The following is a 23,471-nucleotide window of genomic DNA, read 5'->3' as shown; positions in this document are numbered from 1 at the left end:
GAATCGAAGGTGAATAAAAATGTCTGAACTTCCTCGCTTCGGAGCCGGGCTCTGGCACTTCGCCAGCTACCTCGACCGCTACGCGACCGACGGCTACAAGGAGCCCCTCACCACGCTCGAGCAGATCGACCGCGCCGGCGAGGTCGAGGACCTCTCCGTGGTCGACGTGCCGTACCCCTTCACCGAGGGCGTGACGGTCGAGCAGGTCAAGGAGGCGCTCGCGAAGAACGGCCTCGAGTGCATCGGCGTCACCCCCGAGATCTACATGCGCAAGTACGGCAAGGGCGCCTTCACCAACCCCGACCCGCAGGTGCGTGCGGACGCGATCGCGTTCCTCAACGAGGCCGCCGACGTGGTGCGTGCACTGGGCGCGAACTACCTCAAGGTGTGGCCCGGCCAGGACGGCTGGGACTACCCGTTCCAGGTGGACCACGGCCAGCAGTGGCGCCTCGCGGTCGACGGCATGCGCGAGCTCGCCCAGGCGAACTCGGACATCAAGATCGTGATCGAGTACAAGCCGCGTGAGCCCCGCAACAAGATGTTCTGGGACTCGGCCGCGAAGACCGCGCTGGGCATCCAGGCCATGGGCGTCGACAACGTGGGCGTGCTGCTCGACTTCGGGCACGCGCTGTTCGGCGGCGAGTCGCCGGCCGCGGCCGCCCAGCTGCTGATCGACCACGGCCTGCTGTGGGCCATGGACGTCAACGACAACCTGCGCGGCTGGGACGACGACATGGTGGTCGGCACTGTGCACCCGGTCGAGGTGTTCGAGTTCTTCTACACCCTCAAGATCAACAACTGGGAGGGCGTGTGGCAGCTCGACCAGTTCCCCTTCCGCGAGGACACCGTCGAGGCCGCCAACCTCTCCATCCGGTTCCTCAAGGGCCTGCACCGCGCGCTCGACGAGCTCGACATCGACGCGCTGCGCGAGGCCCAGTCCCGTCAGGACGCGATCGGCGCGCAGAAGCTGGTCCAGGACGTCCTGTTCAGCTGCCTCAGGAGCGAGTGAGATGACTGTCGAAGAAGATCTGGTCCCCGAGGTGCACGTCGAGGACGTGCCCCAGGAGGCCTTCACCGTGATCGGGCGCGTGCCCGAGGGCGCGACCCGCGAGGAGGCGATCGCGCACCTGCGCGCCGCCGCCCGCGCCGTCCGCGGCCGCGACATCCGGATGGTGCGGGCCGCCGGCCTGGGCCACATCGGCGGCGAGTTCTCCGTCATCGACATCCTGGTGACGCTGTACCTCGACTCGCTGCACATGGGCCCCGAGCTGCTGGGCGACCCCGACCGCGACCGGTTCATCCTGTCCAAGGGTCACGCCGCTGCCGCGCTGTACACGACGCTCGCGGCCGCCGGGTTCATCGACCCCGACGACCTCAGCACGTTCATGCAGCCCATGTCGCAGCTCAACGGCCACCCGGCGCGCACCAAGATCGCCGCGGTCGAGGCCAGCACCGGCCCGCTGGGCCACGGCCTGCCCATCGCGGTGGGCACCGCGATCGCCGGCAAGCTCGACGGCTCCGCTCGCCGCACCTTCGTGGTGACCGGCGACGGCGAGATGCAGGAGGGCTCCAACTGGGAGGCCCTCATGACCGCGGGCAACCACGGCCTCGCCAACCTGTGCGTGATCGTCGACCGCAACCGCCTCCAGCAGGGCGCGCGCGTGGCCGACACCAACGACCTCGAGCCGCTCCCGGACAAGCTCCGCGCGTTCGGCATGGAGGTCATCGAGCTCGACGGCCACGACCACGGCGCGCTGCGCGACGCGTTCGCGAACGTGCCTGCGGCCTCGGGCAAGCCCACCGCGATCGTGGCGCACACCATGAAGGGTCACCCGATCTCCTTCATGTCCGACAACGTCGCCTGGCACCACAAGGTGCCGTCTGCCGAGCAGGTCGAGGCGGCCCTCACCGAGCTGGAGCAGTCATGACCGCCACCGCCGAGAAGAAGCTGCACGACTGCCGCGACGCCTGGGTCGAGACCCTGGTGGAGCTGGGCCAGGCGGACCCCCGGATCGTCGCGGTGGTCAACGACTCCGTGGGCTCGTCGAAGCTGGGCCCGTTCCAGTCCGAGTTCCCCGAGCGCCTCATCAACGTCGGCATCGCCGAGCAGGACATGGTGGGCGTGGGCGCGGGCCTCGCGAACGGCGGGAAGATCCCGTTCGTCTCCGCGGCCTCGTGCTTCCTCACCGCCCGCGCGATGGAGCAGATCAAGGTGGACGCGGCCTACTCCGAGCACCACATGGTGCTGGTGGGCCAGAGCCCCGGAATGGCGTACGGCGAGCTGGGCCCGACCCACCACTCGATCGAGGACCTCGCGTGGCTGCGCGCCATCCCGAACCTCACCGTCGTGGTGCCCTCGGACCCCGAGGAGACGCGCCAGGCGGTCCGCTGGGCCGCTCAGCACGACGGCCCGGTGTTCATCCGCGTGTCCCGCATGGGCGTGCCGGACGTCAACCCGGCGGGCTACGAGTTCGCTCCGGGCAAGGCCGTGACCCTGCGCGAGGGCTCGGACGTCACGCTGATCGCGACCGGCACCGTGGTGTCGCGCGCGCTCGACGCGGCCGAGCTGCTCGCGTCGCGGGGCGTGTCCGCTCGGGTGCTCTCCATGCCGACCATCTCGCCCCTCGACAAGGACGCGATCCTCGCCGCCGCGGCCGAGACCAAGGGCATCGTCACGGTCGAGGAGGCGCTCACGAGCGGTCTCGGCGGCGCCGTCGCGGAGCTGGTGGTGCAGCACCAGCCGGTCCCGATGCGCTTCGTGGGAGTCACGGGCTTCGCCCCCACGGGCGAGGTGGGCTGGTTGCTCGACCACTTCGGGATCAGCGCGACCGGGATCGCCGAGGCGGCGTCGGAGATCGTCGGCGCCTGAACCCGGCTTCGTCTCCTCCCTGGCGGCGCCCCGCGGAAACCCGCGGGGCGCCGCTGCGTAGAGGTCGCATAAACTTGCACCACTGATTTCCGACCAAGTTCGATGAAGCCCGACCAAGGGAGACCCCGTGCGCCTCGGTGACATGCCGACACCCGGACGCCGCTATGCCGGCGCGGACGAGCACACGCGCCTCATGGTGCGCATCGCCCGCATGTATCACGAGCAGGGGCTGCGCCAGGCGGACATCGCCAGCGAGCTCCACGTCTCCCAGCCCCGCGTCTCGCGGCTGCTCAAGCGCGCCGTCGAGGCGGGCATCGTCCGCACCACGGTGTCCGAGCCCACGGGCGTGTTCACCGACCTCGAGAGCCGCCTCGAGAAGGACTTCGGCCTCGTCGAGGCCGTCGTGGTCGACGCGGGCGGCGACGACGAGATCCGCGCGCTCGGCTCCGCGGCCGCCTCCTACCTCGAGACCACCCTCATCGGCGGCGACCGCATCGGCATCTCCTCGTGGAGCTCCTCGTTGCTCGCGGCCGTCGACTCGCTGCGGCCCTTCACCACCCAGGTGGCGTCCACGGTGGTGCAGCTGGTGGGCGGCGTGGGGGAGTCCCGGGTCCAGGTGGAGGCCACGCGCCTGCTGACCGGCCTCGCGAATGCCACCGGCGCCGAGCCCATCTTCCTTCCCGCGCCCGGGCTCCTGGGCTCCGTGGCCGCGCGCGACTCGCTCATGGCGGATGCGTCCGTGCTCACGGTCGCCTCGCACTGGCCGCAGCTCACCATGGCGCTCGTGGGGATCGGCACCACGGAGCCCAGCCCGCTCCTCGCCAGCTCCGGAAACGCCATCGCGGACGCGGACCAGGAGGCGCTGCGCGGCGTCGGGGCCGTGGGCGACGTGTGCCTGCGCTATTTCGACGCCGACGGCGAGCCCGTCCGTACCGAGTTCGACGAGCGCGTCATCGGCATCTCGCCCGAGGCGCTCCGCGCCATCCCGCGCCGCATCGCGGTGGCCGGCGGGGCGCGCAAGCTCCCCGCGGTCCGCGCAGCCCTGACCGGTGGCTGGGTCAACGTCCTCATCACGGATGTCGACAGCGCCCGCGCGCTGGTGGGCGACGAGTGACGGCGGTCATCACGCGCGCCGCCGTGGACGATGCGGTGGCCGCCATCGCGGCCGGCCTCCCGGTCGTCGTGACCGACCACCCGGACCGCGAGGACGAGGGCGACCTCATCATCGCCGCCGAGCACGCCACCCCCGGGTGGATCGCGTTCATGATGCGCGAGTGCCGCGGCCTCATCTGCGCGCCCATCACCGCCGCGCGTGCCGCGGAGCTGGGCCTGGCGCCCATGGTGGAGGTGAATCAGGAGGTCCTCCGCACCGCCTTCACCGTCTCGGTTGATGCGGCGCAGGGCATCACGACCGGCATCTCCGCATCGGACCGCGCCCGCGCCGTCGCGCTGCTCCACGACTCCTCCGCGACCGCCGCGGACCTGGTGCGCCCTGGCCACCTGTTCCCGCTCGTCGCGGTGGACGGCGGCGTGGTCGCGCGCCCCGGCCACACCGAGGCCGCCATCGACCTCGCTCGCCTTGCCGGGCTCGCGCCCGCCGGCGTGATCTGCGAGATCGCGGGCGACGACGGCGAGATGCTCCGCGGCGAGGCGCTGCGCGCGTTCTCGCGCCGTCACGGCCTCGTGCAGGTGTCGATCGACGAGCTGGTGGAGCACCTCACCCAGCGGTAGGGACGATGCGCCCGCACCGCCCGCTCGGATGGCGCCTTCGCGCCGGGCCGGGTAGACACGAACCATGACCCGCACGAGCGACTGGCTGGACGGCTACATCAAGGCATGGGAATCGAAGTCCGACGAGGACATCCGCGCCCTCTTCACCGACGAAGCCGAGTACTGGTTCCGGCCCAACGACCCGGAGCCGGTGAAGGGCATCGACGCGATCGTCGAGGCGTGGAAGCAACCCGAGCCGTCGGACCCGACCTACAGCCTCGCGGTCCTCATCGAGAATGACGAGCTCGGCATCATCACGGGCACAGTCGACTACCCGGGCCACGAGAGCTACACCAACCTGTGGGAGGTGTGGTTCGCGCCCGACGGCCGCGCGGCGAGGTTCATCGAGTGGTACATGACCCCACGGGAGACTGCGGACTGAACGGCGCTTGCCCGCGCGGCCCGCGCATCGTCCCCCTACCCGCTCGCGCGCCCGGGTAGGGTGCGTAGCGGCTGGTACGAGCACCGGGGGGCTGATCGCATGAGCACGGACACGACCACGCGCAGCGATGCCCGCGCGAGTGTGGGCGCCACCGTCGCGGCGCTCGGGATCGGCCTGGTCGCAGCATGGGCGGCCCTCATCCCGTGGCTGCTGACGGGGCTCCACCTGCCGCTGCAGAACATCTGGGTCGAGCAGACCCTGCCCGACGACATGCCGCTCGCGCTGCTCCCGCTCAACCAGTACTACGTCACGCAGATCGCGGCGATGCTCGTGGTGGGCGGCGCCCTCGCCGGGGCGGTCCTGCGATTGGTGCGCCGCCGCGGGCGCGCGCTCCCGTACCGAGCCGCGGCGGCGGGAGTGGCAGTGGTCCAGCTGGCCGCGCTCGCGCAGAGCGCCTTCGCGCTGCAGTCCGGGCTCGGCGACGACGGCCGCTCGCGCGCCTACCTCTGGGCCCTGGTGCTGGGGTCGCTGTTCTGCATCGCGCTGGGCGCGGGCATCCTCCGGGCCATCGCGACCGCGGGCGTCGCGGGCACCGCGGTGGCGCTGGCCGCCGCCTCGATCGCGCTGGGTTTCTGGCTCGACGCGATCGCCTACAACCCCGACGTGTTCGGCTACGAGGTGGCCGCGAGCCCCCTCTCCCGGGTGCTGGTCTGGGCGCCCTGGTGGGGTGCCGCGGCCGCCGCGGCGTGGAGCGGATTCGTGACCGTGCGCCGCGGCGTCGCGACGGTCGCGATCCTCGTGATGCTGTGGGTGGTGCCGGCTCTGGTGACCGCGATGTCCTACGTGCTGACGCCCATGTACCTGCAGTTCCCCTCGGAGATCCCGTCGGCGGGCGGGCAGGTGTTCCGGATGGCGCTCGGGCCTGACGGCGGTGCGGTCGAGCGGATGGTGGTCGCCGTCGCGATCGTGGGCGCGGTCGCCGTGTGGCGGACGGTGGCGGCGCGCCGCTCGCCCGTGCCCGACCGCTCTACAGTCGCCCCATGACGCTCTCTCAGGCCGTGCTCGGCTTCGGCGCGGTCGCGCTCCTGCTCACCGTCGTGCCCGGGATCGACACCACGCTGGTGCTGCGCTCGACCCTGGTGGGCGGCCGGCGCCAGGCCGCCGCAGCGGCGCTCGGCATCACGCTCGGGCTGTTCGTGTGGGGCGCCGCCGCCGCGGTAGGCGCGGCCGCCCTGCTCGCGGCGTCCGAGTGGGCGTTCCGCGCGGTGACGTGGGGCGGCGCGGCGTACATCGTCTACCTGGGCGGACGCATGCTGTGGCGGGCCGCGCGAGGGGACGATGCGGCGGTCGCCCTCGCGCCCGCGCCCGGTCCGCGCGGGGTCGGGCGGGCGCTCGCGACGGGCTTCACCACCAACCTGCTCAACCCCAAGATCGGGGTGTTCTATATCGCGACCATCCCGCAGTTCATCCCGGACGGGTACTCGCCGCTCGCGGTGGGACTGCTGCTCGCGGCGGTGCACGCGGCCCTGGGGCTGGCGTGGTTCGCGCTGATCATCCTGGGCGCGGGCTACGCGCGGCGGTGGCTGGCGAGCGCGCGTGGCGTGCGGGTCGTCGACGCGGTCGCGGGGACTGTGCTGCTCGTGATGGGGGTCCGCCTGGCGCTCGCGCACCGCTAGGCCGAGTCGGCGCGACCCGTCGACCCGGCACCGCGCGACTGCGATGTCGGGCGGCGGTGAGACCATTCCTGGAGGACCGTGTGGCGGCAGGAGGTGTGGGATGCGGGGCGAAGCGACCGTGCTCCACGCCGACCTCGACGCGTTCTACGCCTCGGTCGAGCAACGGGACGATCCCGCACTGCGCGGACGGCCCGTGATCGTGGGCGGCGGCGTGGTGGTGGCCGCGAGCTATGAAGCCAAAGCGCGGGGCGTTCGCACCCCGATGGGGGTGCAGCGGGCGCGTGCGCTCTGTCCTGACGCCATCGTCGTCCCGCCCCGCATGGAGGTCTACTCCGCCGCCAGCCGTGCGGTGTTCGCGATATTCCACGACACCACGCCGTACGTGGAGGGAATCTCGATCGACGAGGCGTTCCTCGAGGTCGGGGGGCTTCGCCGCCTGGCCGGGTCACCCGAGGAGATCGCCGTGCGCCTGCGGGAACGCGTGCGTGCCGAGGTCGGGATCCCGATCTCGGTAGGCGTCGCGAGAACCAAGTTCCTCGCGAAGGTGGCGAGCGCGGTCAGCAAGCCCGACGGGCTCCTCGTGGTGGCGCCTGACCGCGAGGAGGCGTTCCTTCATCCGCTCCCGGTCGAACGGCTCTGGGGCGTGGGCGCGGTGACCGCGGAGAAGCTGCACCGCAACGGCGTCTACACCGTCGGGCAGCTGGCCGAGCTCGAATCCGCGACTGCCGAGCAGTGGCTCGGCAAGGCGGCCGGCGCGCATCTGCACGCGCTGGCCCGGCTCCGGGACCCGCGGCCCGTCGACACCACCAAGCGCCACGGATCCATCGGCTCGCAGCGCGCGCTCGGCAGTCGGTCGTACACGGCTGGTGAGCTCGGGCTGATCGCCACCCAGATCGTCGACGGCCTCGCGAAGCGCCTGCGCGACCGCGGATCGTCGTGCGCCACCGTGGTCCTGAGGCTGCGCTACGGCGACTTCGCGAAGGCGACCCGATCGCACACGCTCGCCGCGCCTACCGATCGCACCGAGGTGCTGCTCGCCGTCGCCCAGCGATTGCTCGCTGCCGCGGGTCCCGACATCGCCGCGCGTGGCGTCACCCTCATCGGCGTCTCGCTCGCGCAGCTGACCCGCGCCGGCGAGGTTCAACTCGAGCTTCCGATCGACTTGAACGACGGGGCGGGCATCGACAGCGCCCCCGACACCGCCCTCGATACCGCCCTCGATGCGGTCCGCGATCGGTTCGGCGCCGCCGCCGTCACGCGCGCGGCGCTCATCGGTCGTGATCCAGGTGTGTCGGCGCCGCGGCTGCCTGAACACGAGTAGGCGGCTGCAGGACCCGGATCGCTAGCGCGATCCCGGAGCGTGCATTGCGAACCCCGAGCGCCTCGTTCTCGCGCGCACCCGCACGCGCGTTCGCGGTGCGTGACCGATGCATCCAGGGGATGCCAACCGTCGGGTGTGCCGCCAGCCCACGCGGCGGCGCAAGGGCGTGAGTGCCGGCCGCAATGAAAGCGTTCATTTGCGGTGTAGCATCGTGCCAGGCCGCCCACGCGGGCCCCGAGTCGTCGCCGCTGACGTCCATCACCGGAGCGAGCGGACCCGGGTCGGGCCGTACATGTGAGGACGTGGGGAGGGCTCGATGCGGCAGAAGGTCGGCGTTCGCGAGGTCGCGGAGCGTGCGGGCGTCTCGATGGGCACCGTGTCGAACGTGGTCAACGGCCTGACCACGGTGAGCCCCGAGAACGTCGAGCGGGTGCAGCGCGCGATACGGGAGCTCGGCTTCGTGCCCAACTCGCACGCGCGGCAGCTGCGCGGCGGGCGCTCGGACACCATCGGCATGCTCGTGCTCAATGTCGGCAACCCCTTCTTCGCGGACGTCGCGCACGTGGTGCAGGACCTCGCGCAGCACGAGGGTTCTCCGGTGGTGATCGCCAGCAGCGACCAGGATCCGGAGCTTGAGGCGCGCCTCCTCACCATGTTCGAGGAGTCTCGCGCGCGCGGCCTGATCGTCGCGCCTGTGCGCGGCGTCACTGCGGGCCTGGTCGCGGCGCACGACCGCGGCATGCCGATCGTGCTCCTGGATGAACATGCGGACGGCGAGCAGTTCTGCTCGGTCTCGCTCGACGGTACCGCGGGTGGCCATCTCGCGGCGCACCACCTGATCGAGCAGGGGAGACGGCGCCTCGCGTTCGTCGGTGGCCCTCTCGCGCAGGTCACGGATCGCCTCGCGGGCGTGTCGCGCGCCGTGGACGCGACGCCGGGGGCGCTGCTCAGCGTCTTCGAGGTGCCGGACCTGACGGTGGACCAGGGGCGCGTCGTCGGCGCGCGGATCGCCGCGCTCGACCCGCGCGACCGGCCGGACGGGATCTTCGCGGCCAACGACCTTGTGGCGCTGGGCGTGCTCGCGGAGCTTCAGGCGGCGGGCATCCAGGTGCCGTCCGACGTCGCGTTGGTGGGCTACGACGACATCGACTACGCCAGGACGGCGAGCGTGCCGCTGACGTCCATCGCTCAGCCTCGGGCCACGATCGCGGCGGAGGCGCTCAGGCTGCTCCTGGACGAGGAGCGCACGTCGACCGGCCAGCCCCATCGTCATGAGCAGTTCCGGCTGGTCCCGGAGCTCGTGGTGCGAGCCAGCACGGTCGCGCCCCGCTAGTGCCGCGCACGGCGCGCCGCGCTGCGCCCCCCGCGACCTCTCGGGACGGTCGGTCGGGGGCATGTCGCCGCGGCGCGCGGACGCGCAGGCACGCGGTGTCGTGCGCTGCGAAACCCGCGCCCGATGCTGAACCGTTACATTCACGGTAGCCAATCACGCTCAATCTGTGATTGAATCCGTTCATCGGCACGGCATTGGAGCCTGGCTGACCAAGGAGGAGGACAACGATGCCTTTCACTTTCAACCGGCGCGTGATCGCGCTACCCGCAGTGTTTGCGGTCTCCGCGCTCGGCCTCGCGGCCTGCTCGACCGCGAGCTCGCCGTCGGCGAGCGATTCGGCCGGCGCGGGTGTTTCCGACGAGCCCGTCGAGCTCAGCTTCCTGGTCGACAACGCTGAGGTCACCGTCGGCATCGCCGAGGCGCTGACGGCGGCCTACACCGAGGCGCACCCGAACGTGACGTTCGACATCGAGCAGCGTCCCGGCGGCACGGAGGGCGACAACATCGTCAAGACCCGTCTTCAGACCGGCGACATGACCGACATCTTCGTCTACAACTCGGGCTCGCTCTTCCAGGCGCTCGCGCCGTCGAAGACGCTGCTCCCTCTGGACGACGTCGAGAACATGTCGGCCGTGTCCGACACCTTCAAGGCGGGAGTCACGGCCGACGGTGGCGTCTACGGCATCCCCGCGGGCACCGCGATGGGCGGCGGCATCCTCTACAACATCCCGCTGTACGAGGAGCTCGGCCTCGAGGTCCCGACCACATGGGACGAGTTCATGGCCAACAACGAGGTCATCGCCGAGCAGTCCGACGCCGCTCCCGTGGTTCAGACCTACGGCGAGACGTGGACGTCGCAGCTGTTCGTCCTGGGTGACTTCGCCAACGTCCTCGCGGTCGACCCCGAGTGGGCGGACAAGTACACCGCCAACGAGGCGAAGTACGCCGACGGCTCGCCCGCGATCGACGGCTTCCAGCACCTCCAGGACGTCGCCGACGCCGGATACCTCAACAAGGACTTCGCCTCGGCCGGCCTGTCCGACGGCATGCGCATGGTCGCGACCGGTGAGGGTGCGCACTACCCGATGCTGACGTTCGCGTTCTCTGAGCTGCAGGCGAACAACCCCGACAACCTCAACGACGTCGGCCTGTTCGCCATCCCCGGCACCTCGGGCGACAGCCCGCTCACCACCTGGCTGTCCCCGGGCTACTACATCCCGGCCACCTCTGAGCACGCCGACGCCGCGAAGGACTTCCTCAACTGGGTCGCCACCCCCGAGGCCTGCGACGTGCAAACCGAGGCCGTGGGTGCCCAGGGCCCGTACTTCGTCGACGGCTGCACGCTGCCGGAGGACGTCCCGCAGATGGTGGCGGACATGCTGCCGTACTTCGACGCGGGCAACACGGGTCCCGCCCTCGAGTTCCTCTCGCCGGTCAAGGGTCCTGCCCTCGAGAACATCATGGTCGAGGTCGGCTCGGGCATCCGCTCGGCCCAGGATGGCGCGGCGCTCTACGACGAGGACGTCAAGAAGCAGGCCCAGCAGCTGGGCCTCGAGGGCTGGTAAGCCCCCGCCACACCCATCAGCACACCTCCGGGTCCCGGCCTCGGCCGGGGCCCGGAGGGCGAGCGGAGCCCTCTCATGACTGACACACTTCACGCACGCACGCAGGAAGCCCCTGCCTCGATCGACGCGCCGGACCGCACCCGGAAGGCCCGCAAGCGCAGCACCTACCCGATGTGGTTCTACGCGCCGGCCGGCGTGATCTACGGCGCGCTCTTCGTCATCCCGACGTTCGCCTCGTTCTACTTCGCACTGACGCGCTGGACCATCTTCGACTCCGAGTTCATCGGGCTCGAGAACTTCACGACCTTCTTCGCCGAGCCCTACCTGTTCGAGAGCCTGCTCAACACGCTCTTCTACGCGACGTTCACGTCGGGGGCGAAGGTCGTGCTCGGCCTGCTGCTCGCAGTGTTCCTGTCGAGCCAGATCATCGCGCGCGGGTATCTGCGCAGCGTGGTCTTCTTCCCCGTGCTGGTGTCCGCGGTCGGCGTCGGCGTGACGTTCTCCGTGCTCATGGACCCGTTCGATGGCCTCATCAACAAGGCCCTCGCCGTCTTCGGTGTCGAGGGGCCGGGCTGGCTCACCGATCCCGACCTTGCGCTCTTCTCTGTCGCCTTCGTCGACGTGTGGCGCGGCGTCGGCCTCGCCACACTGATCTACATCGCCGGAATCGTCGCGATCCCCCAGGAGTACTTCGAGGCCGCGAAGGTCGATGGCGCGAACGCCTGGCACCGCTTCTGGCACGTGACCCTTCCGCTCATGCGTCCCGCGACCACCACCGTGATCATCCTGTCGCTCATCGGCGGTCTGAGGTCCTTCGATCTCATCTGGACCATGACGAAGGGCGGTCCCGGGTTCAGCTCGGACGTGCTCGCGTCCGTGGTCTACAAGCAGTACCAGGCGGGCTTCTACGGTCTCTCCACCGCCGGCAACGTGGTCCTCTTCGTCCTGGTGGCGGCGATCATCATCCCGCTCTTCTGGTTCCTCAACCGCAAGGAGGTCGACCAGTGAGCACCGCTGTTCAGACGTCGAAGCTCAACCGCACCTATTCGCGCCTCGGTGGCCTCGCCGGGATCATCGTCACGGCGGTCGTGTTCCTGGTGCCCTTCGCGTTCATCTTCGTGACGGCATCCAAGACCCGTGCCGAGGCATCCCTGCTCGAGTTCTCGTGGCCCACCGAGTGGGCTTTCGTCGAGAACCTGGTCGAGGTGGTGCAGTCGCGGGACTACATCCTCATCACGGCGTTCATCAACTCGACGATCCTCACCGTCGGCTCGGTCACGATCATGGTCGTGGTCTCGGCGATGGTCGGCTACGTGCTCCAGCGCCGCAAGAGCCGCTGGAACCCGCTCATCAACTTCCTGGTGCTCGCGGGTCTGATCGTGCCGCCGGCCGTGGTGCCCACCATCTGGGTCATGCAGGGGCTGGGCATCTACAAGACGCTCCACGGCCTGATCCTCATCGAGGTCGCGTTCGGCATGGCCTTCTGCATCCTGATGTTCCGCGCCTTCGTCTCCACCATCCCGCGCGAGCTCGACGAGGCGGCCACCATGGACGGCGCCGGACCCGTGCGCCTGTTCTTCAAGGTGATCTTCCCGCTGCTGCGCTCCGTCATCGTCACGGTGATCGTGGTGCAGTCGGTCACGGTGTTCAACGACTTCCAGAACCCCTTGTACTTCCTGCCCGGTGACAAGGGCGCGACAGTCCAGGTCACCCTTTACAACTTCCAGGGTCAGTTCTCGACGTCGTGGAACCTCCTGTTCATGGACATCCTCCTGATCACCGTCCCGATGCTGATCATGTACATCTTCTTCAACCGTCAGATCGTCGCCGGAATGACCTCCGGCGCAGTCAAGGGGTGACCGTGGCCTCCGCCAGCGTCCACGTCCGCGTCGAGTCGGCACAGTTCGGCGACATCGTCATGACCCGCACGCCGCGCCTGTCGTGGGCGACCAGCACGGATGCCGCCGGTTGGATCCAAGGCGCCGCCGAGGTCCGCTGGGTGTCCTCCCGCGGCTCGCTCATCCGCGAGCTGGTCGGCCCCGCATCGGCGCAGGTTCCCTGGCCGTTCAGCCCGCTCGAGGCGAACGACGCCGGCACGCTCGAGGTTCGCGTCCGCTCAACGGAGTCGGGCTGGTCGCCGTGGAGCGAGCCCGTCGCGATCGGATGCGGCGTCCGCGATGGCTGGCCCGCGACGTGGATCGCGCATCCCGGCCCGCGCACCGAGCAGTGCCCCGTGCGCCTGCGTCGTACCGTCGAGGTCCGCGAGGGGCTCGTGAACGCGATGCTCCACGCGACCGCGCACGGCGTCTACCAGGCCTACGTCGACGGCGTCGCCGTCGACGACGAGCGGCTCAAGCCCGGCTGGACCACCTACGGCGAGCGCGACACCTACGCCGCCACCGACGTCACCGCGCTCCTCACGGACGGCGCTAGGACGCTGACCGTCGACCTCGCGGCCGGGTGGTTCGCGGAGAAGTACGGGTGGGGCGGACTCGAGAAGTGCATGTACGGCTCCGACCAGCCGCGCTTCTCGGCGGTCCTGACCCTCGAGTACGCGGACGGCACGGTCGAGGAGGTCGTCACGGACGGGTCGTGGGACGTGACCGATGAAGGTCCTGTCATCGCCTCCGGGATCTACGCGGGCGAGCACGTCGACGCGCGCAAGGAGAACCCGACCACCTGGGTGCCCGCCGCATCGTCGCCCGTCGAGGTCGCGCCGGTGCCGCGCACCAGCCCGCCCGTCCGCGCGACCCAGGAGCTCGCGGCCGTCGAGGTGATCCGTACGCCCTCGGGTGCGACGGTGCTCGACTTCGGGCAGAACCTCGTCGGACACCTCAGGATCCGCGTGTCCGGTCCCGCCGGCACGACCGTCACGCTGCGCCACGCGGAGGTGCTCGAGAACGGCGAGCTCGCGCTGCGCACCCTGCGCCGCGCGGCCGCCACGGACCGCTACACCCTCGCGGGCGACCGCGAGGAGGTGTGGGAGCCGCGCTTCACGTTCCACGGCTTCCGCTACGCGCAGCTCGACGGCTGGCCCGGAACCCTCGACCCTGCGAACGTGACAGCGGTCGTGGTCGGCTCGGACATGCGCCGCAGCGGCACGTTCGAGTCCTCCCATGCGCTGCTGGACCGTCTCCACGAGAACGTGGTGTGGTCCATGCGCGGCAACTTCCTCTCCATCCCGACGGACTGCCCGCAGCGCGACGAGCGCCTCGGGTGGACCGGCGACATCCAGGTCTTCGCGCCCACCGCATCGTTCCTCTACGACTCCGACGCGTTCCTCGCGTCGTGGCTCGAGGACCTCGCGATCGAACAGACCGAGGACGGCTCCGTGCCGTTCGTGGTGCCGGACATCCTGGAGTCGGCGGAGATCGGCACGGCCGCGTGGGGCGACGCCGCGACGCTGGTCCCATGGACGCTCTACCAGCGCTTCGGCGACCGCGACACCCTCGCGCGCCAGTTCACGAGCATGCGACGGTGGGTGGACTGGATGGCCGGCCGCGCCGGGGAGAAGCTCCTGTGGCAGGGCGACTTCCAGTTTGCCGACTGGCTGGACCCGACCGCGCCGCCCGAGCGTCCCGTCGAGGCGAAGGCGGACCGCGACCTCATCGCCACCGCGTACTTCTACCGGTCGGCGGCGGTGGTCGCCGAGGCGGCTCGCGTGCTGGGGGACGATGCGTCGGCTGAGACGTACGGCGCCCTCGCCTCCCGCATCCGTGGCGCCTTCCACGGCGAGTATGTGACGCCGTCGGGGCGGCTGATGTCGGACGCGCAGAGCTCGTACGCGGTGGCGATCGGCTTCGGCGTCGTGGACGACGCCCGCCGGCAGGCGATGGGCGACCGCCTCGCCGAGCTCGTGGAGCGCGCGGGCTACCGCATCTCCACCGGGTTCGTCGGGACCCCGCTCATCGCGGACGCCCTCACCGACACCGGCCACGCGGACGTCGCCGGGCGCCTGGTGCTCAACGACGAGAACCCCTCGTGGCTCTACCCCGTCACGATGGGCGCGACCACCATCTGGGAACGGTGGGACTCGATGCTCGAGGATGGTTCCGTCAACCCCGGCGAGATGACGTCGTTCAATCACTACGCGCTCGGCGCCATCGCGGACTGGCTCCACCGCCGTGTCGCCGGACTCGCACCCGCCGAGCCGGGGTACCGGTCGCTCGAGGTGCGCCCGGTGATCCTCGATGGGCTCGACCGCGCCCGCAGCACGTTCGAGTCCGCGTACGGCACCCACGAGGCCGGCTGGGAGCGCGTGGGTGATGTGGTGCGCGTGACGGTGGTGGTGCCGCCCAACACGTCGGCCGCCGTGACGCTGCCGGGCTCGGACGAGCCGGTCACGGTGGGCTCGGGTCATCACGAGTGGATGGCGCCCGCGCCCGCGGCGTCGGCGCCGCTGCGGCGGTTCACTGTTGACACGCCCCTCATCGAGATCCGCAGGAGCGACATCGCCTACGCCGCGATCCGCCGCGCGCTCGTCTCGACGTTGGGCCCGGACGGCACCAGCGAGTTCCTCCGCTCGGTGCAGTGGGGACCGCGCGGCACCTTCCGCAAGCAGGCCCTGGTGATGCCGCCCGGTGTGGTTGACGTCATCGGCAAGGCGCTGGCGGAGCTCTGATCTCCGTGGAGGCCCGTCACCACGTCATGGCGGGCCTCCACGGGACTCAGGGTGGGATTCGCGTGCGGCGTCGATGTACTCGTCGTGCGACGAGTCCTCGGTCACGGTGCGATCCTTGGTGAGTCGGGGAGTGGGGAGCGTGCATCGCTCCCTATCGGGGTGCTAGCACCCTTCTAGCGCCAGACCAGGTCAGTCGTTCGTTCGAGCAGCGTGTGATCCGATCAGCGGCTGTCTCATTCGCGCTCAATCTGCGCGCACAGTCCGCGGCGCCTATCGGCACCACTCGGTGGCACCGTTGGGTCGAGCCCCGATCGCAAATCAACATGCCCTCTGTCGACCCGCCTCCTCACCGTCAAGGTCCCCTCCATGGCGGCGGGGCGCCGCGGCGGCTCCCAGGGAGGGCGCCGACGTCGTTGTGCGGCGGCGGGGCGTGATCTGCCGTCAGCGCCTCGAGGTCCGACGCGTGCACGTCGTGTATGGATGCTCGCCGTTTTCATGCACCTTCGCGCGGTCCGGGGCGGCCGCCAGCGAATCGCACACCGCCGCCTCGCATGAATCTCCTGGTAGGTCGCTCCCGGGGTTTCCGGCGCGTGTGTGCGCGCCGCCGATCACGCGTGAAAGTGCATGAAAACGGCGAGCGTCGCGAAAGGTTCGTCGTCGCGGCGTGGGCGGGCAGTCCAAGGCGGAGCGCAGGCAGCTGAAGTTCCGAGTCCCATTGAGCTCGACCGTTGACGGATCGCTATATTGGAGGATAATCTCCATTATATGAGAACAGAGCCGCCGCTCCTCGCCCCGATCTTCCGGTCGGAGGGGCAAGCGCGCCTGCTCTCGGTCGTGATCCTCGGCGACGATGAGATCAGCCTCACCGACCTCGCGTCACGGGCCGACCTGGCCTATCCCACCGCGCACCGAGAAGTCGCGCGATTGCTGGATGCCGGTATCCTCGCCGAACGGCTTGTCGGACGCACGCGCATGCTCCGCGCAAGCGACTCGAGCCCGCTGGTTCCGCCGCTGCGCGAGATCCTCCTCATCGCGACGGGGCCCGTGGCGCTCCTCGCCGAGGAGTTCGCGCGGATCGATGGAATCGAGGCTGCGTTCCTCTACGGTTCGTTCGCCGCCCGCATGCGCGGCGTCGCGGGGGCGGCGCCGAATGACATCGACGTGATGGTGATCGGCGCGCCCGACCCGGAGTCGGTGTATCGGGCATGTGATCGTGCCGAGGAGTTCGTGCATCGGCCGGTCAACGCGACCATCCTCACCCCCGATGAGGCTCGCGGGGACTCCGGGTTCCTCGACCAGGTGCGCAGCAGTCCGACCGTGCCGATCATCGGAGGCGAGCAATGGCCGTGACGCCGCTGAGCGCCACGCAGCAGCAGGCCGTGGACGCTCTGGTCGCTGCCCGGCGGCTCGAGAAGGTCGTCCCGGACCAGGCGCGCGCCCGGGCGTTCCTCGCGGCCGCCGCCGATCGGATCAGTCAGCTCCCATTGCTCACCAGCGCCGGGGTGAAGTACGACATCGCCTACGACGCCGCGCACGACGTCGGCGAGGCCCTCCTCGCGGCGCACGGCTACCGCACCACCAATGGGCCCGGCCAGCACGAAGCGCTCGGACGATTCCTGCGTGCCATCCTCGACACGCCGCCGGGCGACGCGGCCGCACGCCGCTTCGACCGCTTGCGCCGAGCCCGTAACCAAAGCCACTTCGACGCGAAGCCGGTCGGCGCCGCTGACGCGGACCTCGCCGAACGCGCGGCACAGGAACTCCATGCGGCGGCGCTCGCGCGCAAAGCCGGAGGATGAGCGGACCCCTGCGAGTTTCGCGAAGTGGGCCCCGTGGGGCTCGAACCCACGACCTACGGATTAAAAGTCCGCTGCTCTACCGACTGAGCTAGAGGCCCACGGCCAATGCTAGCCGCGCCGTGCATCGTCCCTCGCAACCGGGCAGCCGGGGCGACACAACCAGCGGGACTCAGGCCCGCGCCCGCTCCGCCCGGCCGGAGGATCCGCCGAGCGACAGCACCAGCGCGGCCGCGAACGCCCCGAGGAAGGCGCCGGCGGTGTTGAGGATGATGTCGTCGACGTCGGCGACGCGCCCGAGCAGGTATTGCGTCGCCTCGATCGCCGCGGACAACGCGAGTCCGAGCCCGGTCCCGGTGAGCACCCGCAGGAAGAACCCGCCGCGCGTCATCATCGCCGCGACCGTCCCGAACGGCAGGAACAGCAGCACGTTGCCCACCAGGTTCATCCACGGCGCCCCCGCGCCGGTCTCCAGCGCGCGGCGGATCTCCTGGCCCGGGGTGAGGTTGACGCCGCCGGTGCCGCCGGAGTGCGTCACCACCGTGAGCCCGATCGTCACCCACAGGATCACCGCGAGGCACGTGAGCATCGCCGCCCACAGCGCCACCCGCCGTCCGTGCCCGAAGATCGCACCCACGCCCCACGCGACCAGCACCAGCACGGCGCCGATCGCCGCGATCGGCAGCATGCCTGCCGTCGCGGATGCAGGTTGGAGCGCGGACATCGTCCCTCCTCAGGGGGTTCGCGGGGTCAACGCCCGAGACTACGCGGGCGTGCCCGCGGCGGGAACCTCACCGCTCAGCGCAGCACGCCCAGCTCTGCGAACCCTCGCCACGCCATCGCGATGTTGAGCGGCCGGTCGAGCACCGCCCACGACGCGCACTTCGCCACCGCGATGCCGCGCATGCGCGCCTCGAGCCCGGGGTCCTCGCATCCGGACGCCTCGCGATACGCCTCGACCGCCAACGCCACTCCCGCCGCCGGCATCGCGGTGTAGAGGAAGGACAGGTCGACGGCGCGCTCGCAGCCGGCCATCTTGCCCCAGTCGATGATCCCCGCGAACGTCCCGTCGACGCCCAGCAGGTTGGAGCCGTGCGGGTCGGCGTGCGACCACACCACCTCGGTGGGGGCGGGCGCCTCGAGTGCCTCGACCCAGACCTCGCGGAGCGCGCCGCGGTCGAGCCGTTCGCCGTCCGGGCCCGCCGCGTCGACCAGCATTCCCAGCGCCCAGTCGAGGTTGTCCTCGCGCTCGACCAGCGTGATCGACTGCTCCGGGTTGAACCACGCGTCCTCGCCTGCGGGGGAGTGGACCTGGGCGAACGCGCGCCCCAGGGCGGGCCCCGCGCTCGCGTCCAGCGGCGTCGCGTCGGCGGTCGCGCCCGGCAGCCAGCTCACCACCGCCCACGGCCACGGGTAGCCGTCCTGCGCCACGCCGCTCGCGATCACGCGCGGGTGCGGGAACGTCCACCCGGCGCCCACGTGCTCGAGCAGCCGCGACTCGCGCGCGAGCGGTCCCACCGCAGCCTCGACGCGCGGCAGCCGCAGCCCCAGCTCCTCGCCGAGGCGGTAGACCACCATGTCCCAGCCGTCGAACCGCTCGCCGATCTCGAGGTGCGCGAGCCCGGGCAGCTGGCGGTCCACCAGCGCCCGCGCGAGCGCGCGCGAGATCGCCGGGTGGGCGGGCGGCGGGCCGGCGTCGCGTATCATCTCGCGAAACTATCAGCGCCCGGAGGCACGATGCGCCGCTTCCGTGAGCCCCGGGATCGGGCCTTGGAAGGGGCGCACCTCGACGTCGCAACGGTGCGCACGGGCGGCACGGCGGCCCCACGCGAGCGCCTCGTCCATGTCCGCGCACTCGAGCAGCCACATGCCTGACAGCCAATGCTCCTCGTCCTGGAGCGGGCCCGGTGCCTCGGCGAGGGTGAGGTCGGATGCGATGCGCATGCTGACGGTGGCGTCGGGGCCGTGGAGGCCTCGCGAGAAGATCAGCGCGCCCGCTTCCCGGAGGTCGGTGTCGAGCGCGACGAGGTCCGCCCAGACGGGGTCCTTGTCCACGGCGAGGTTGAACGGGTTGTCGCCCCGATGGTGGGCGGCGATCAGGAACGCGGGCATCGTCGCCTCCTCGTGCGCGCCGGGATGCGCGGCTCGTCCTCAGCCTAGGAGGGCTGGTGGGGCGTTGTCAGAGGTCGCCGCTATCTTCTGATCCGTGATCGATGTGCAGCTGCTTGAGGGGATGCGTGCCGCGGCCTACCGCGCGGCGCTCGGGGTCGTGTCGGATGAGGCGGTCGCCGCGCGCGTCGCCCAGGACGTGGTCGCCCATCTCATCCGCCGCGGCATCGCCGACCTCGTGGATCCCATCGCGCACGCCGCGGCCTGTGGCGCCGCGGAGGCGACCGGCTCGGGTCGCGCCGCGTAGCCTCACGCGAACGCGAACAGCGGCGGGACCACCACGCAGACTGCCAGGGCCCACACGCCGTAGACCGGGATGTAGCCGGTCTGCCAGCGCAGCAGGGGAGCGAGGTCGCCGCGTCGCGCCACCCGCCGGATGTACAGCCAGGCCGTCACGCCCAGGTTCGCGACCAGCACCGCGTTGACGCCGAGCGTCACCAGCCGGTTGGGGGTGAACCCGAACTCGGCCACGCGCCCGGCCATCGCGACCAGCGCCGCCAGGTCGAGCAGGAGTGCGGCCACCACGAGAGCGAGCTGCATCCGGTCCGCCCAGCCCACGGGGCTGGCCGGCGACTGCGCCGTGAGCGAGTAGAGCACCAGCCCCAGCACCACCACGAGCAGCAGGTCCACCGCGATGAGCGACTCGCGGCTGTCCTCGAAGCCGCCCGACACCAGCGCGCCGGCCAGCATCGCCAGCACCGCGATGGTGGCGATGGGGGTGAAGATCCGCGTCAGCACGGGCGCGATGGTCTCGAGCACCTCCTGCTTGGATTCGACCAGCCACGCTGCAACCACGGTCGCGCCGCCCAGGCCGAGCGGCAGCACCCACAGGAACAGCGCGTCCGCGATGTCGATGCCGAGGCCCTGGAACACCGCCATCGAGACGCCCATGAGCGCGCCGCCGGCGGTCGCGATGAGGAACATGTAGATGGCCCACTCGCCCGTGAACCGGATGAAGTCCATGCGCGCCGCTCGCGACCGCCAGTGACCGCCCGCATAGCCCACGCCCACCGCGAGCCACATCGCTATCGCGGCGTGGATCGCGAAGAGGATCGCAGTGTCGGCCCGCGCGTCGAAGGGGTACGCGAGGCCGAGCGCGGCCAGGCCGACGGCCGTGCCGCCGATCGCAAGGACAACGCGGGACGATGCGCGGCGCCGCCACCACAGGAACGTCGCCAGGACGCCGAGCACCAGCGGGATGCCGACCGGCGCTGCGTCCTGCACGTGCTCGCGATTCGCGGCGAGCAGCCACATCACCTTCGCGGCGAGCCCCGCCGCCGCGCCGAATGCGAGCATGCCCAGGATCCCGTCGCGCGATCGCGGCGTCCCGCCGTCGAGCACCAGGTCGCGCCACAGCCGGCGCGAGTGCTGACGGGCGAACTCGTGCGCCACCTCGGCCTGGCTGCCCATGCGCTTGACGGCGACCAGCAGCGCCTCGTCGTCGGCGAGCCCGGCGTCCATGAGCCCGTCGACGTGTCCGCGCAGGTGGTCCTCGAGCTCGTCTGCGTCCTCGGCGGAGACGGACCCGCGCGCGAGGATGTACTGGCGCCAGCGCCCGATCTCCGCCTCGACCTCGGCGCCTACGGCCGGCGCGCCCGCCGGGCCCGACGCCTCGGGCGCGGTCACAGCGCGACTCCTGGGCGCATCGTCCCCAGCACGGCCGCGTCCGCGACGTCCTTCCAGGCGGACTGCAGCGCCCCCACCACCGCGGCCCACTGGCGACGGTGCTCCGCGAGCTCGGCCCTACCGGAGGGGGTGACCTCGTAGTAGCGGCGACGGCGTCCGGTCTCCGAGGCGCCCCAGCGCGAGGTGACATGCCCCGCGTCCTCGAGGCGGTGGAGCAGGGGGTAGAGGAGCCCGTCGGTCCACTCGATCTCGCCGTCGGACAGCTCGCGCACCCGCTTGACGATCGCGTAGCCGTAGCTCTCGCCCTCCGCGAGGATCGCGAGCACCAGCGGCGCGGCGCTCGCGGCCATGAGGTCCTTGCCCACCTTCATCTCGGTCTCCTCGTCTCGGTAACCCTCACAGCAGGATACATAGAGGTCTGAGGTATAGCGAGCGCGTGACGAGGCGGGCGTCCTGCATGCAGGACTGCCGCGGGGCCCATCCTGCAGACGGGTCGCCGCGGGCACGCATGCAGGATTGTTGAGCCGATGGCCCTGCATACGGGACGCGGCGCCGCAGGAAGCACCCCTACGCTGGCCGCATGGACCTCGCGACGCTGCTCGAGACCGGCACCTGGACCACCCCGCCCGTCGGCGCCACCGTGAGCGACGGCGCGCTCGACGTCGAGGCTCGCGAGGGCTCGGACGCGTGGCGCGTCACGAGCTACGGCTTCATCCATGACGACGCCCACGCCCTCGTGGTCCCCCTCGAGAACGGGACCGCGATCGAGGTGAGCTGGTTGCTCGACTACGGCGCCCAGTTCGACCAGGGTGGCGTGATGCTGCGTGTCGACGCCGAGAGCTGGATCAAGGCGGGCGTCGAGTTCTCCGACGGCGAGCCCCAGGTGGGCGCCGTGGTGACGCGCGGAGTCTCGGACTGGTCCGTCGCGCCGGTCCCCGAGTGGGCTGGCCGCGAGGTCACCGTCCGCGCCTCGCGCTCGGGCGACGCCGTCACCCTGCGCGCCCGCGCGGGCGACGAGCCGTGGCGGCTGATCCGCGTGGCCCCGCTCGACCCGGACGCCGTGGTGCTGGCCGGCCCGTTCTGCGCGGCCCCCACGCGCCCGGGCCTGACGGTGCGCTTCACCAGCGTCCGCCTCGGTCCGGCGGACGCCTCGCTCCACCCGGAGGACTGATCTAGAGCCCGGCCAGCAGCAGCGCCGCGAACGCGGCCGCGCCCGCAGCCATGGTCCACCCGGAGGAGCGCTTCCACAGCGCGACCCCGACCGCGACGAGCGCCGCGATGTGCCACGCGCCGAATTCCCGCCACGAGCCCTGGTCGAGCAGCAGCGAGTTCGCGATGATCGCCGCCAACGCAGCCGGGCCCACCAGGCGCAACGACCGTTCGACGCGTGGCGGCAGCCGCCGCTCACCGCCGAACATCACGATCCCGGATACGCGGATCGCGTACGTGCCGATCCCGGCCGCGAGGAAGATCAGGAAGGTCCTCATTCGCCCGCCCCCGGGTCATGCGCGAGGCCGTCGTCGGTGTCCGGATGCTGGGCGCGGTCGGGCACCAGCGACCCCACCGCGATGCCCGCGATCGCCCCCGCGAGCACGTTGAGCCCGTACGGCAGGCCGTGCGCCGCGAGCACCACCACGGTCGACACGCCCACCGCGGTGAGCGCCGGTGCGCCGCGCAGCCCGGGCACCAGCACTGCGAGGAACATCAGCGGCACGATGAACCCGATCTGCCACGCCTCAGGGATCACCGGACCCAACGCGATTCCCGCCGCCGATCCCACGCACCACACGGCCACGAACGGCAGCGCGCCGCCCACCACGAACCAGCGCCGCCGCACCGGGTCCGGCCACCTCTCGTGCTCCTGGAGCGCGACCACCGCCGCCTGGTCGGTCATGAGGTGCGCGAGGCCCAGCTTCCACCGCCGCGGGAAGGCCGCGAAGACCGGCGCGAGCGCCGCCGAGTACAGCGCGAACCGCGCGTTGATCACCAGAGCCGTGAGCACCGCGATCACCGCGGGCGCGCCGGTGCGGATCGACTCGACGATCGCGATCTGGCTGGCGCCGGCCACCACGGACACGGACGCGAAGTTGCCCACCCACGGGTTGATGCCCGCGACGTTGACGAGCGCGCCGAACGCCAGTCCGAACAGCGCGGAGCCGGGCATGAGCGGCGCGATGGCCTTGAGCCCCGCCCACGCGTCCGCCCACTGAGGCGGCGCAACGCCGAGCAGGGTGCGGGAGGGGGTCACGCAGGCGAGTCTCTCACCCCGGTGTGACGGCGGTGTGACGCGGAAACGGCCGGGGGACGATGCCCCGGGCACCACTCGGCCCCGGCCTCGCCCGG

25 protein-coding genes and 1 tRNA gene are annotated in these 23,471 nt (G+C 71.2%); 18 read left to right on the top strand and 8 right to left on the bottom strand.

Annotation, left to right across the window (positions count from 1 at the left end):
* Positions 1–19 precede the first annotated feature (19 nt).
* From AOM01_RS10630 to AOM01_RS10555, 16 genes are all read left to right on the top strand, one after another.
* Positions 20–1,009 carry a sugar phosphate isomerase/epimerase family protein gene (locus tag AOM01_RS10630; RefSeq protein WP_062293041.1) on the top strand — a complete coding sequence of 330 codons (990 nt, stop codon included), beginning with the start codon at positions 20–22 and terminating at the stop codon, positions 1,007–1,009.
* A 1-nt stretch (position 1,010) separates the two neighbouring features.
* Positions 1,011–1,928 carry a transketolase gene (locus tag AOM01_RS10625; protein ID WP_082110183.1) on the top strand — a complete coding sequence of 306 codons (918 nt, stop codon included), beginning with the start codon at positions 1,011–1,013 and terminating at the stop codon, positions 1,926–1,928.
* Complete coding sequence (locus tag AOM01_RS10620; RefSeq protein WP_062293038.1) at positions 1,925–2,869, top strand: transketolase family protein; 945 nt, start codon at positions 1,925–1,927, stop codon at positions 2,867–2,869. Before AOM01_RS10625 ends, AOM01_RS10620 begins: the two co-directional genes overlap by 4 nt.
* A gap of 127 nt (positions 2,870–2,996) precedes the next feature.
* Positions 2,997–3,983 (top strand): sugar-binding transcriptional regulator, encoded by a 987-nt coding sequence (locus AOM01_RS10615; protein ID WP_228374283.1) that lies wholly within the window; start codon positions 2,997–2,999, stop codon positions 3,981–3,983.
* Positions 3,980–4,600 (top strand): 3,4-dihydroxy-2-butanone-4-phosphate synthase, encoded by a 621-nt coding sequence (ribB, locus tag AOM01_RS10610; protein WP_062293035.1) that lies wholly within the window; start codon positions 3,980–3,982, stop codon positions 4,598–4,600. The genes AOM01_RS10615 and ribB overlap by 4 nt, the downstream gene beginning before the upstream one ends.
* Positions 4,601–4,664: 64 nt before the next feature.
* Complete coding sequence (locus AOM01_RS10605; RefSeq protein ID WP_062293032.1) at positions 4,665–5,021, top strand: nuclear transport factor 2 family protein; 357 nt, start codon at positions 4,665–4,667, stop codon at positions 5,019–5,021.
* 99 nt (positions 5,022–5,120) lie between these two features.
* Entirely contained in the window at positions 5,121–6,065 is a 945-nt protein-coding gene (locus AOM01_RS10600; RefSeq protein ID WP_062293029.1) for a hypothetical protein, read from the top strand.
* Complete coding sequence (locus AOM01_RS10595) at positions 6,062–6,697, top strand: LysE family translocator (protein WP_062293159.1); 636 nt, start codon at positions 6,062–6,064, stop codon at positions 6,695–6,697. The genes AOM01_RS10600 and AOM01_RS10595 overlap by 4 nt, the downstream gene beginning before the upstream one ends.
* Positions 6,698–6,797: 100 nt before the next feature.
* Positions 6,798–8,018, top strand: coding sequence for a DNA polymerase IV (gene dinB, locus AOM01_RS10590; RefSeq protein WP_062293026.1), 1,221 nt, complete (start codon positions 6,798–6,800; stop codon positions 8,016–8,018).
* Positions 8,019–8,334: 316 nt separating this feature from the next.
* A complete protein-coding gene (locus tag AOM01_RS10585) occupies positions 8,335–9,351 on the top strand; it encodes a LacI family DNA-binding transcriptional regulator (RefSeq protein WP_062293023.1) in 1,017 nt (338 codons plus the stop codon).
* A gap of 227 nt (positions 9,352–9,578) precedes the next feature.
* Positions 9,579–10,916: an ABC transporter substrate-binding protein gene (locus AOM01_RS10580; RefSeq protein WP_062293021.1), complete on the top strand. Its 1,338-nt coding sequence runs from the start codon at positions 9,579–9,581 to the stop codon at positions 10,914–10,916.
* A 75-nt stretch (positions 10,917–10,991) separates the two neighbouring features.
* Entirely contained in the window at positions 10,992–11,924 is a 933-nt protein-coding gene (locus AOM01_RS10575; protein ID WP_062293018.1) for a carbohydrate ABC transporter permease, read from the top strand.
* Positions 11,921–12,775 carry a carbohydrate ABC transporter permease gene (locus AOM01_RS10570; RefSeq protein WP_082104282.1) on the top strand — a complete coding sequence of 285 codons (855 nt, stop codon included), beginning with the start codon at positions 11,921–11,923 and terminating at the stop codon, positions 12,773–12,775. Before AOM01_RS10575 ends, AOM01_RS10570 begins: the two co-directional genes overlap by 4 nt.
* 2 nt (positions 12,776–12,777) lie before the next feature.
* The gene (locus AOM01_RS10565; protein ID WP_228374282.1) at positions 12,778–15,537 is read left to right on the top strand and encodes an alpha-L-rhamnosidase; all 2,760 of its coding nucleotides are present in this window, start codon (positions 12,778–12,780) and stop codon (positions 15,535–15,537) included.
* 834 nt (positions 15,538–16,371) lie between these two features.
* On the top strand, positions 16,372–16,887 hold the full coding sequence (locus AOM01_RS10560) for an ArsR family transcriptional regulator (RefSeq protein WP_228374281.1): 516 nt from the start codon (positions 16,372–16,374) through the stop codon (positions 16,885–16,887).
* Positions 16,884–17,336 carry a hypothetical protein gene (locus tag AOM01_RS10555; RefSeq protein WP_156155946.1) on the top strand — a complete coding sequence of 151 codons (453 nt, stop codon included), beginning with the start codon at positions 16,884–16,886 and terminating at the stop codon, positions 17,334–17,336. The genes AOM01_RS10560 and AOM01_RS10555 overlap by 4 nt, the downstream gene beginning before the upstream one ends.
* 25 nt (positions 17,337–17,361) lie before the next feature.
* On the opposite strand, the gene AOM01_RS10550 is transcribed toward AOM01_RS10555, so the two are convergent.
* The 4 genes from AOM01_RS10550 to AOM01_RS10535 all read right to left on the bottom strand — a co-directional run bounded on the left by AOM01_RS10550 (position 17,362) and on the right by AOM01_RS10535 (position 19,445).
* Positions 17,362–17,434: transfer RNA gene (locus AOM01_RS10550), tRNA-Lys, on the bottom strand.
* Between the two features lie 71 nt (positions 17,435–17,505).
* Complete coding sequence (locus tag AOM01_RS10545; protein WP_062293005.1) at positions 17,506–18,057, bottom strand: VanZ family protein; 552 nt, start codon at positions 18,055–18,057, stop codon at positions 17,506–17,508.
* A gap of 74 nt (positions 18,058–18,131) precedes the next feature.
* On the bottom strand, positions 18,132–19,040 hold the full coding sequence (locus AOM01_RS10540) for a phosphotransferase (RefSeq protein WP_062293002.1): 909 nt from the start codon (positions 19,038–19,040) through the stop codon (positions 18,132–18,134).
* A gap of 12 nt (positions 19,041–19,052) precedes the next feature.
* Positions 19,053–19,445 carry a YciI family protein gene (locus tag AOM01_RS10535; protein ID WP_062293000.1) on the bottom strand — a complete coding sequence of 131 codons (393 nt, stop codon included), beginning with the start codon at positions 19,443–19,445 and terminating at the stop codon, positions 19,053–19,055.
* A gap of 94 nt (positions 19,446–19,539) precedes the next feature.
* Between AOM01_RS10535 and AOM01_RS10530 the strand changes: the two genes are divergently transcribed.
* Entirely contained in the window at positions 19,540–19,749 is a 210-nt protein-coding gene (locus tag AOM01_RS10530) for a hypothetical protein (protein ID WP_062292997.1), read from the top strand.
* 2 nt (positions 19,750–19,751) lie between these two features.
* On the opposite strand, the gene AOM01_RS10525 is transcribed toward AOM01_RS10530, so the two are convergent.
* Both AOM01_RS10525 and AOM01_RS10520 read right to left on the bottom strand, forming a co-directional pair.
* Entirely contained in the window at positions 19,752–21,128 is a 1,377-nt protein-coding gene (locus AOM01_RS10525; protein ID WP_062292994.1) for a permease prefix domain 1-containing protein, read from the bottom strand.
* A complete protein-coding gene (locus AOM01_RS10520; protein ID WP_062292991.1) occupies positions 21,125–21,499 on the bottom strand; it encodes a PadR family transcriptional regulator in 375 nt (124 codons plus the stop codon). The genes AOM01_RS10525 and AOM01_RS10520 overlap by 4 nt, the downstream gene beginning before the upstream one ends.
* A 209-nt stretch (positions 21,500–21,708) precedes the next feature.
* Between AOM01_RS10520 and AOM01_RS10515 the strand changes: the two genes are divergently transcribed.
* Complete coding sequence (locus tag AOM01_RS10515) at positions 21,709–22,299, top strand: DUF1349 domain-containing protein (RefSeq protein WP_062292987.1); 591 nt, start codon at positions 21,709–21,711, stop codon at positions 22,297–22,299.
* A gap of 1 nt (position 22,300) precedes the next feature.
* On the opposite strand, the gene AOM01_RS10510 is transcribed toward AOM01_RS10515, so the two are convergent.
* Entirely contained in the window at positions 22,301–22,615 is a 315-nt protein-coding gene (locus AOM01_RS10510) for an AzlD domain-containing protein (protein WP_062292984.1), read from the bottom strand.
* Entirely contained in the window at positions 22,612–23,376 is a 765-nt protein-coding gene (locus AOM01_RS10505) for an AzlC family ABC transporter permease (protein ID WP_062292981.1), read from the bottom strand. Before AOM01_RS10505 ends, AOM01_RS10510 begins: the two co-directional genes overlap by 4 nt.
* Between the last annotated feature and the right edge of the window lie 95 nt (positions 23,377–23,471).

The organism is Demequina phytophila (assembly GCF_000971135.1).
Classification (GTDB): domain Bacteria; phylum Actinomycetota; class Actinomycetes; order Actinomycetales; family Demequinaceae; genus Demequina; species Demequina phytophila.
This window is presented reverse-complemented; position numbering and strand designations above follow the sequence as displayed.

Coding starts and splice junctions, on each gene's coding strand:
- AOM01_RS10535 (WP_062293000.1), bottom strand. CDS start 19,445: ATGCCCGCGTTCCTGATCGCCGCCCACCATCGGGGCGACAACCCGTTC.
- AOM01_RS10630 (WP_062293041.1), top strand. CDS start 20: ATGTCTGAACTTCCTCGCTTCGGAGCCGGGCTCTGGCACTTCGCCAGC.
- AOM01_RS10585 (WP_062293023.1), top strand. CDS start 8,335: ATGCGGCAGAAGGTCGGCGTTCGCGAGGTCGCGGAGCGTGCGGGCGTC.
- AOM01_RS10520 (WP_062292991.1), bottom strand. CDS start 21,499: ATGAAGGTGGGCAAGGACCTCATGGCCGCGAGCGCCGCGCCGCTGGTG.
- AOM01_RS10510 (WP_062292984.1), bottom strand. CDS start 22,615: ATGAGGACCTTCCTGATCTTCCTCGCGGCCGGGATCGGCACGTACGCG.
- AOM01_RS10545 (WP_062293005.1), bottom strand. CDS start 18,057: ATGTCCGCGCTCCAACCTGCATCCGCGACGGCAGGCATGCTGCCGATC.
- AOM01_RS10580 (WP_062293021.1), top strand. CDS start 9,579: ATGCCTTTCACTTTCAACCGGCGCGTGATCGCGCTACCCGCAGTGTTT.
- AOM01_RS10595 (WP_062293159.1), top strand. CDS start 6,062: ATGACGCTCTCTCAGGCCGTGCTCGGCTTCGGCGCGGTCGCGCTCCTG.
- dinB (WP_062293026.1), top strand. CDS start 6,798: ATGCGGGGCGAAGCGACCGTGCTCCACGCCGACCTCGACGCGTTCTAC.
- AOM01_RS10575 (WP_062293018.1), top strand. CDS start 10,992: ATGACTGACACACTTCACGCACGCACGCAGGAAGCCCCTGCCTCGATC.
- AOM01_RS10515 (WP_062292987.1), top strand. CDS start 21,709: ATGGACCTCGCGACGCTGCTCGAGACCGGCACCTGGACCACCCCGCCC.
- AOM01_RS10540 (WP_062293002.1), bottom strand. CDS start 19,040: ATGATACGCGACGCCGGCCCGCCGCCCGCCCACCCGGCGATCTCGCGC.
- AOM01_RS10625 (WP_082110183.1), top strand. CDS start 1,011: ATGACTGTCGAAGAAGATCTGGTCCCCGAGGTGCACGTCGAGGACGTG.
- AOM01_RS10605 (WP_062293032.1), top strand. CDS start 4,665: ATGACCCGCACGAGCGACTGGCTGGACGGCTACATCAAGGCATGGGAA.
- AOM01_RS10620 (WP_062293038.1), top strand. CDS start 1,925: ATGACCGCCACCGCCGAGAAGAAGCTGCACGACTGCCGCGACGCCTGG.
- AOM01_RS10600 (WP_062293029.1), top strand. CDS start 5,121: ATGAGCACGGACACGACCACGCGCAGCGATGCCCGCGCGAGTGTGGGC.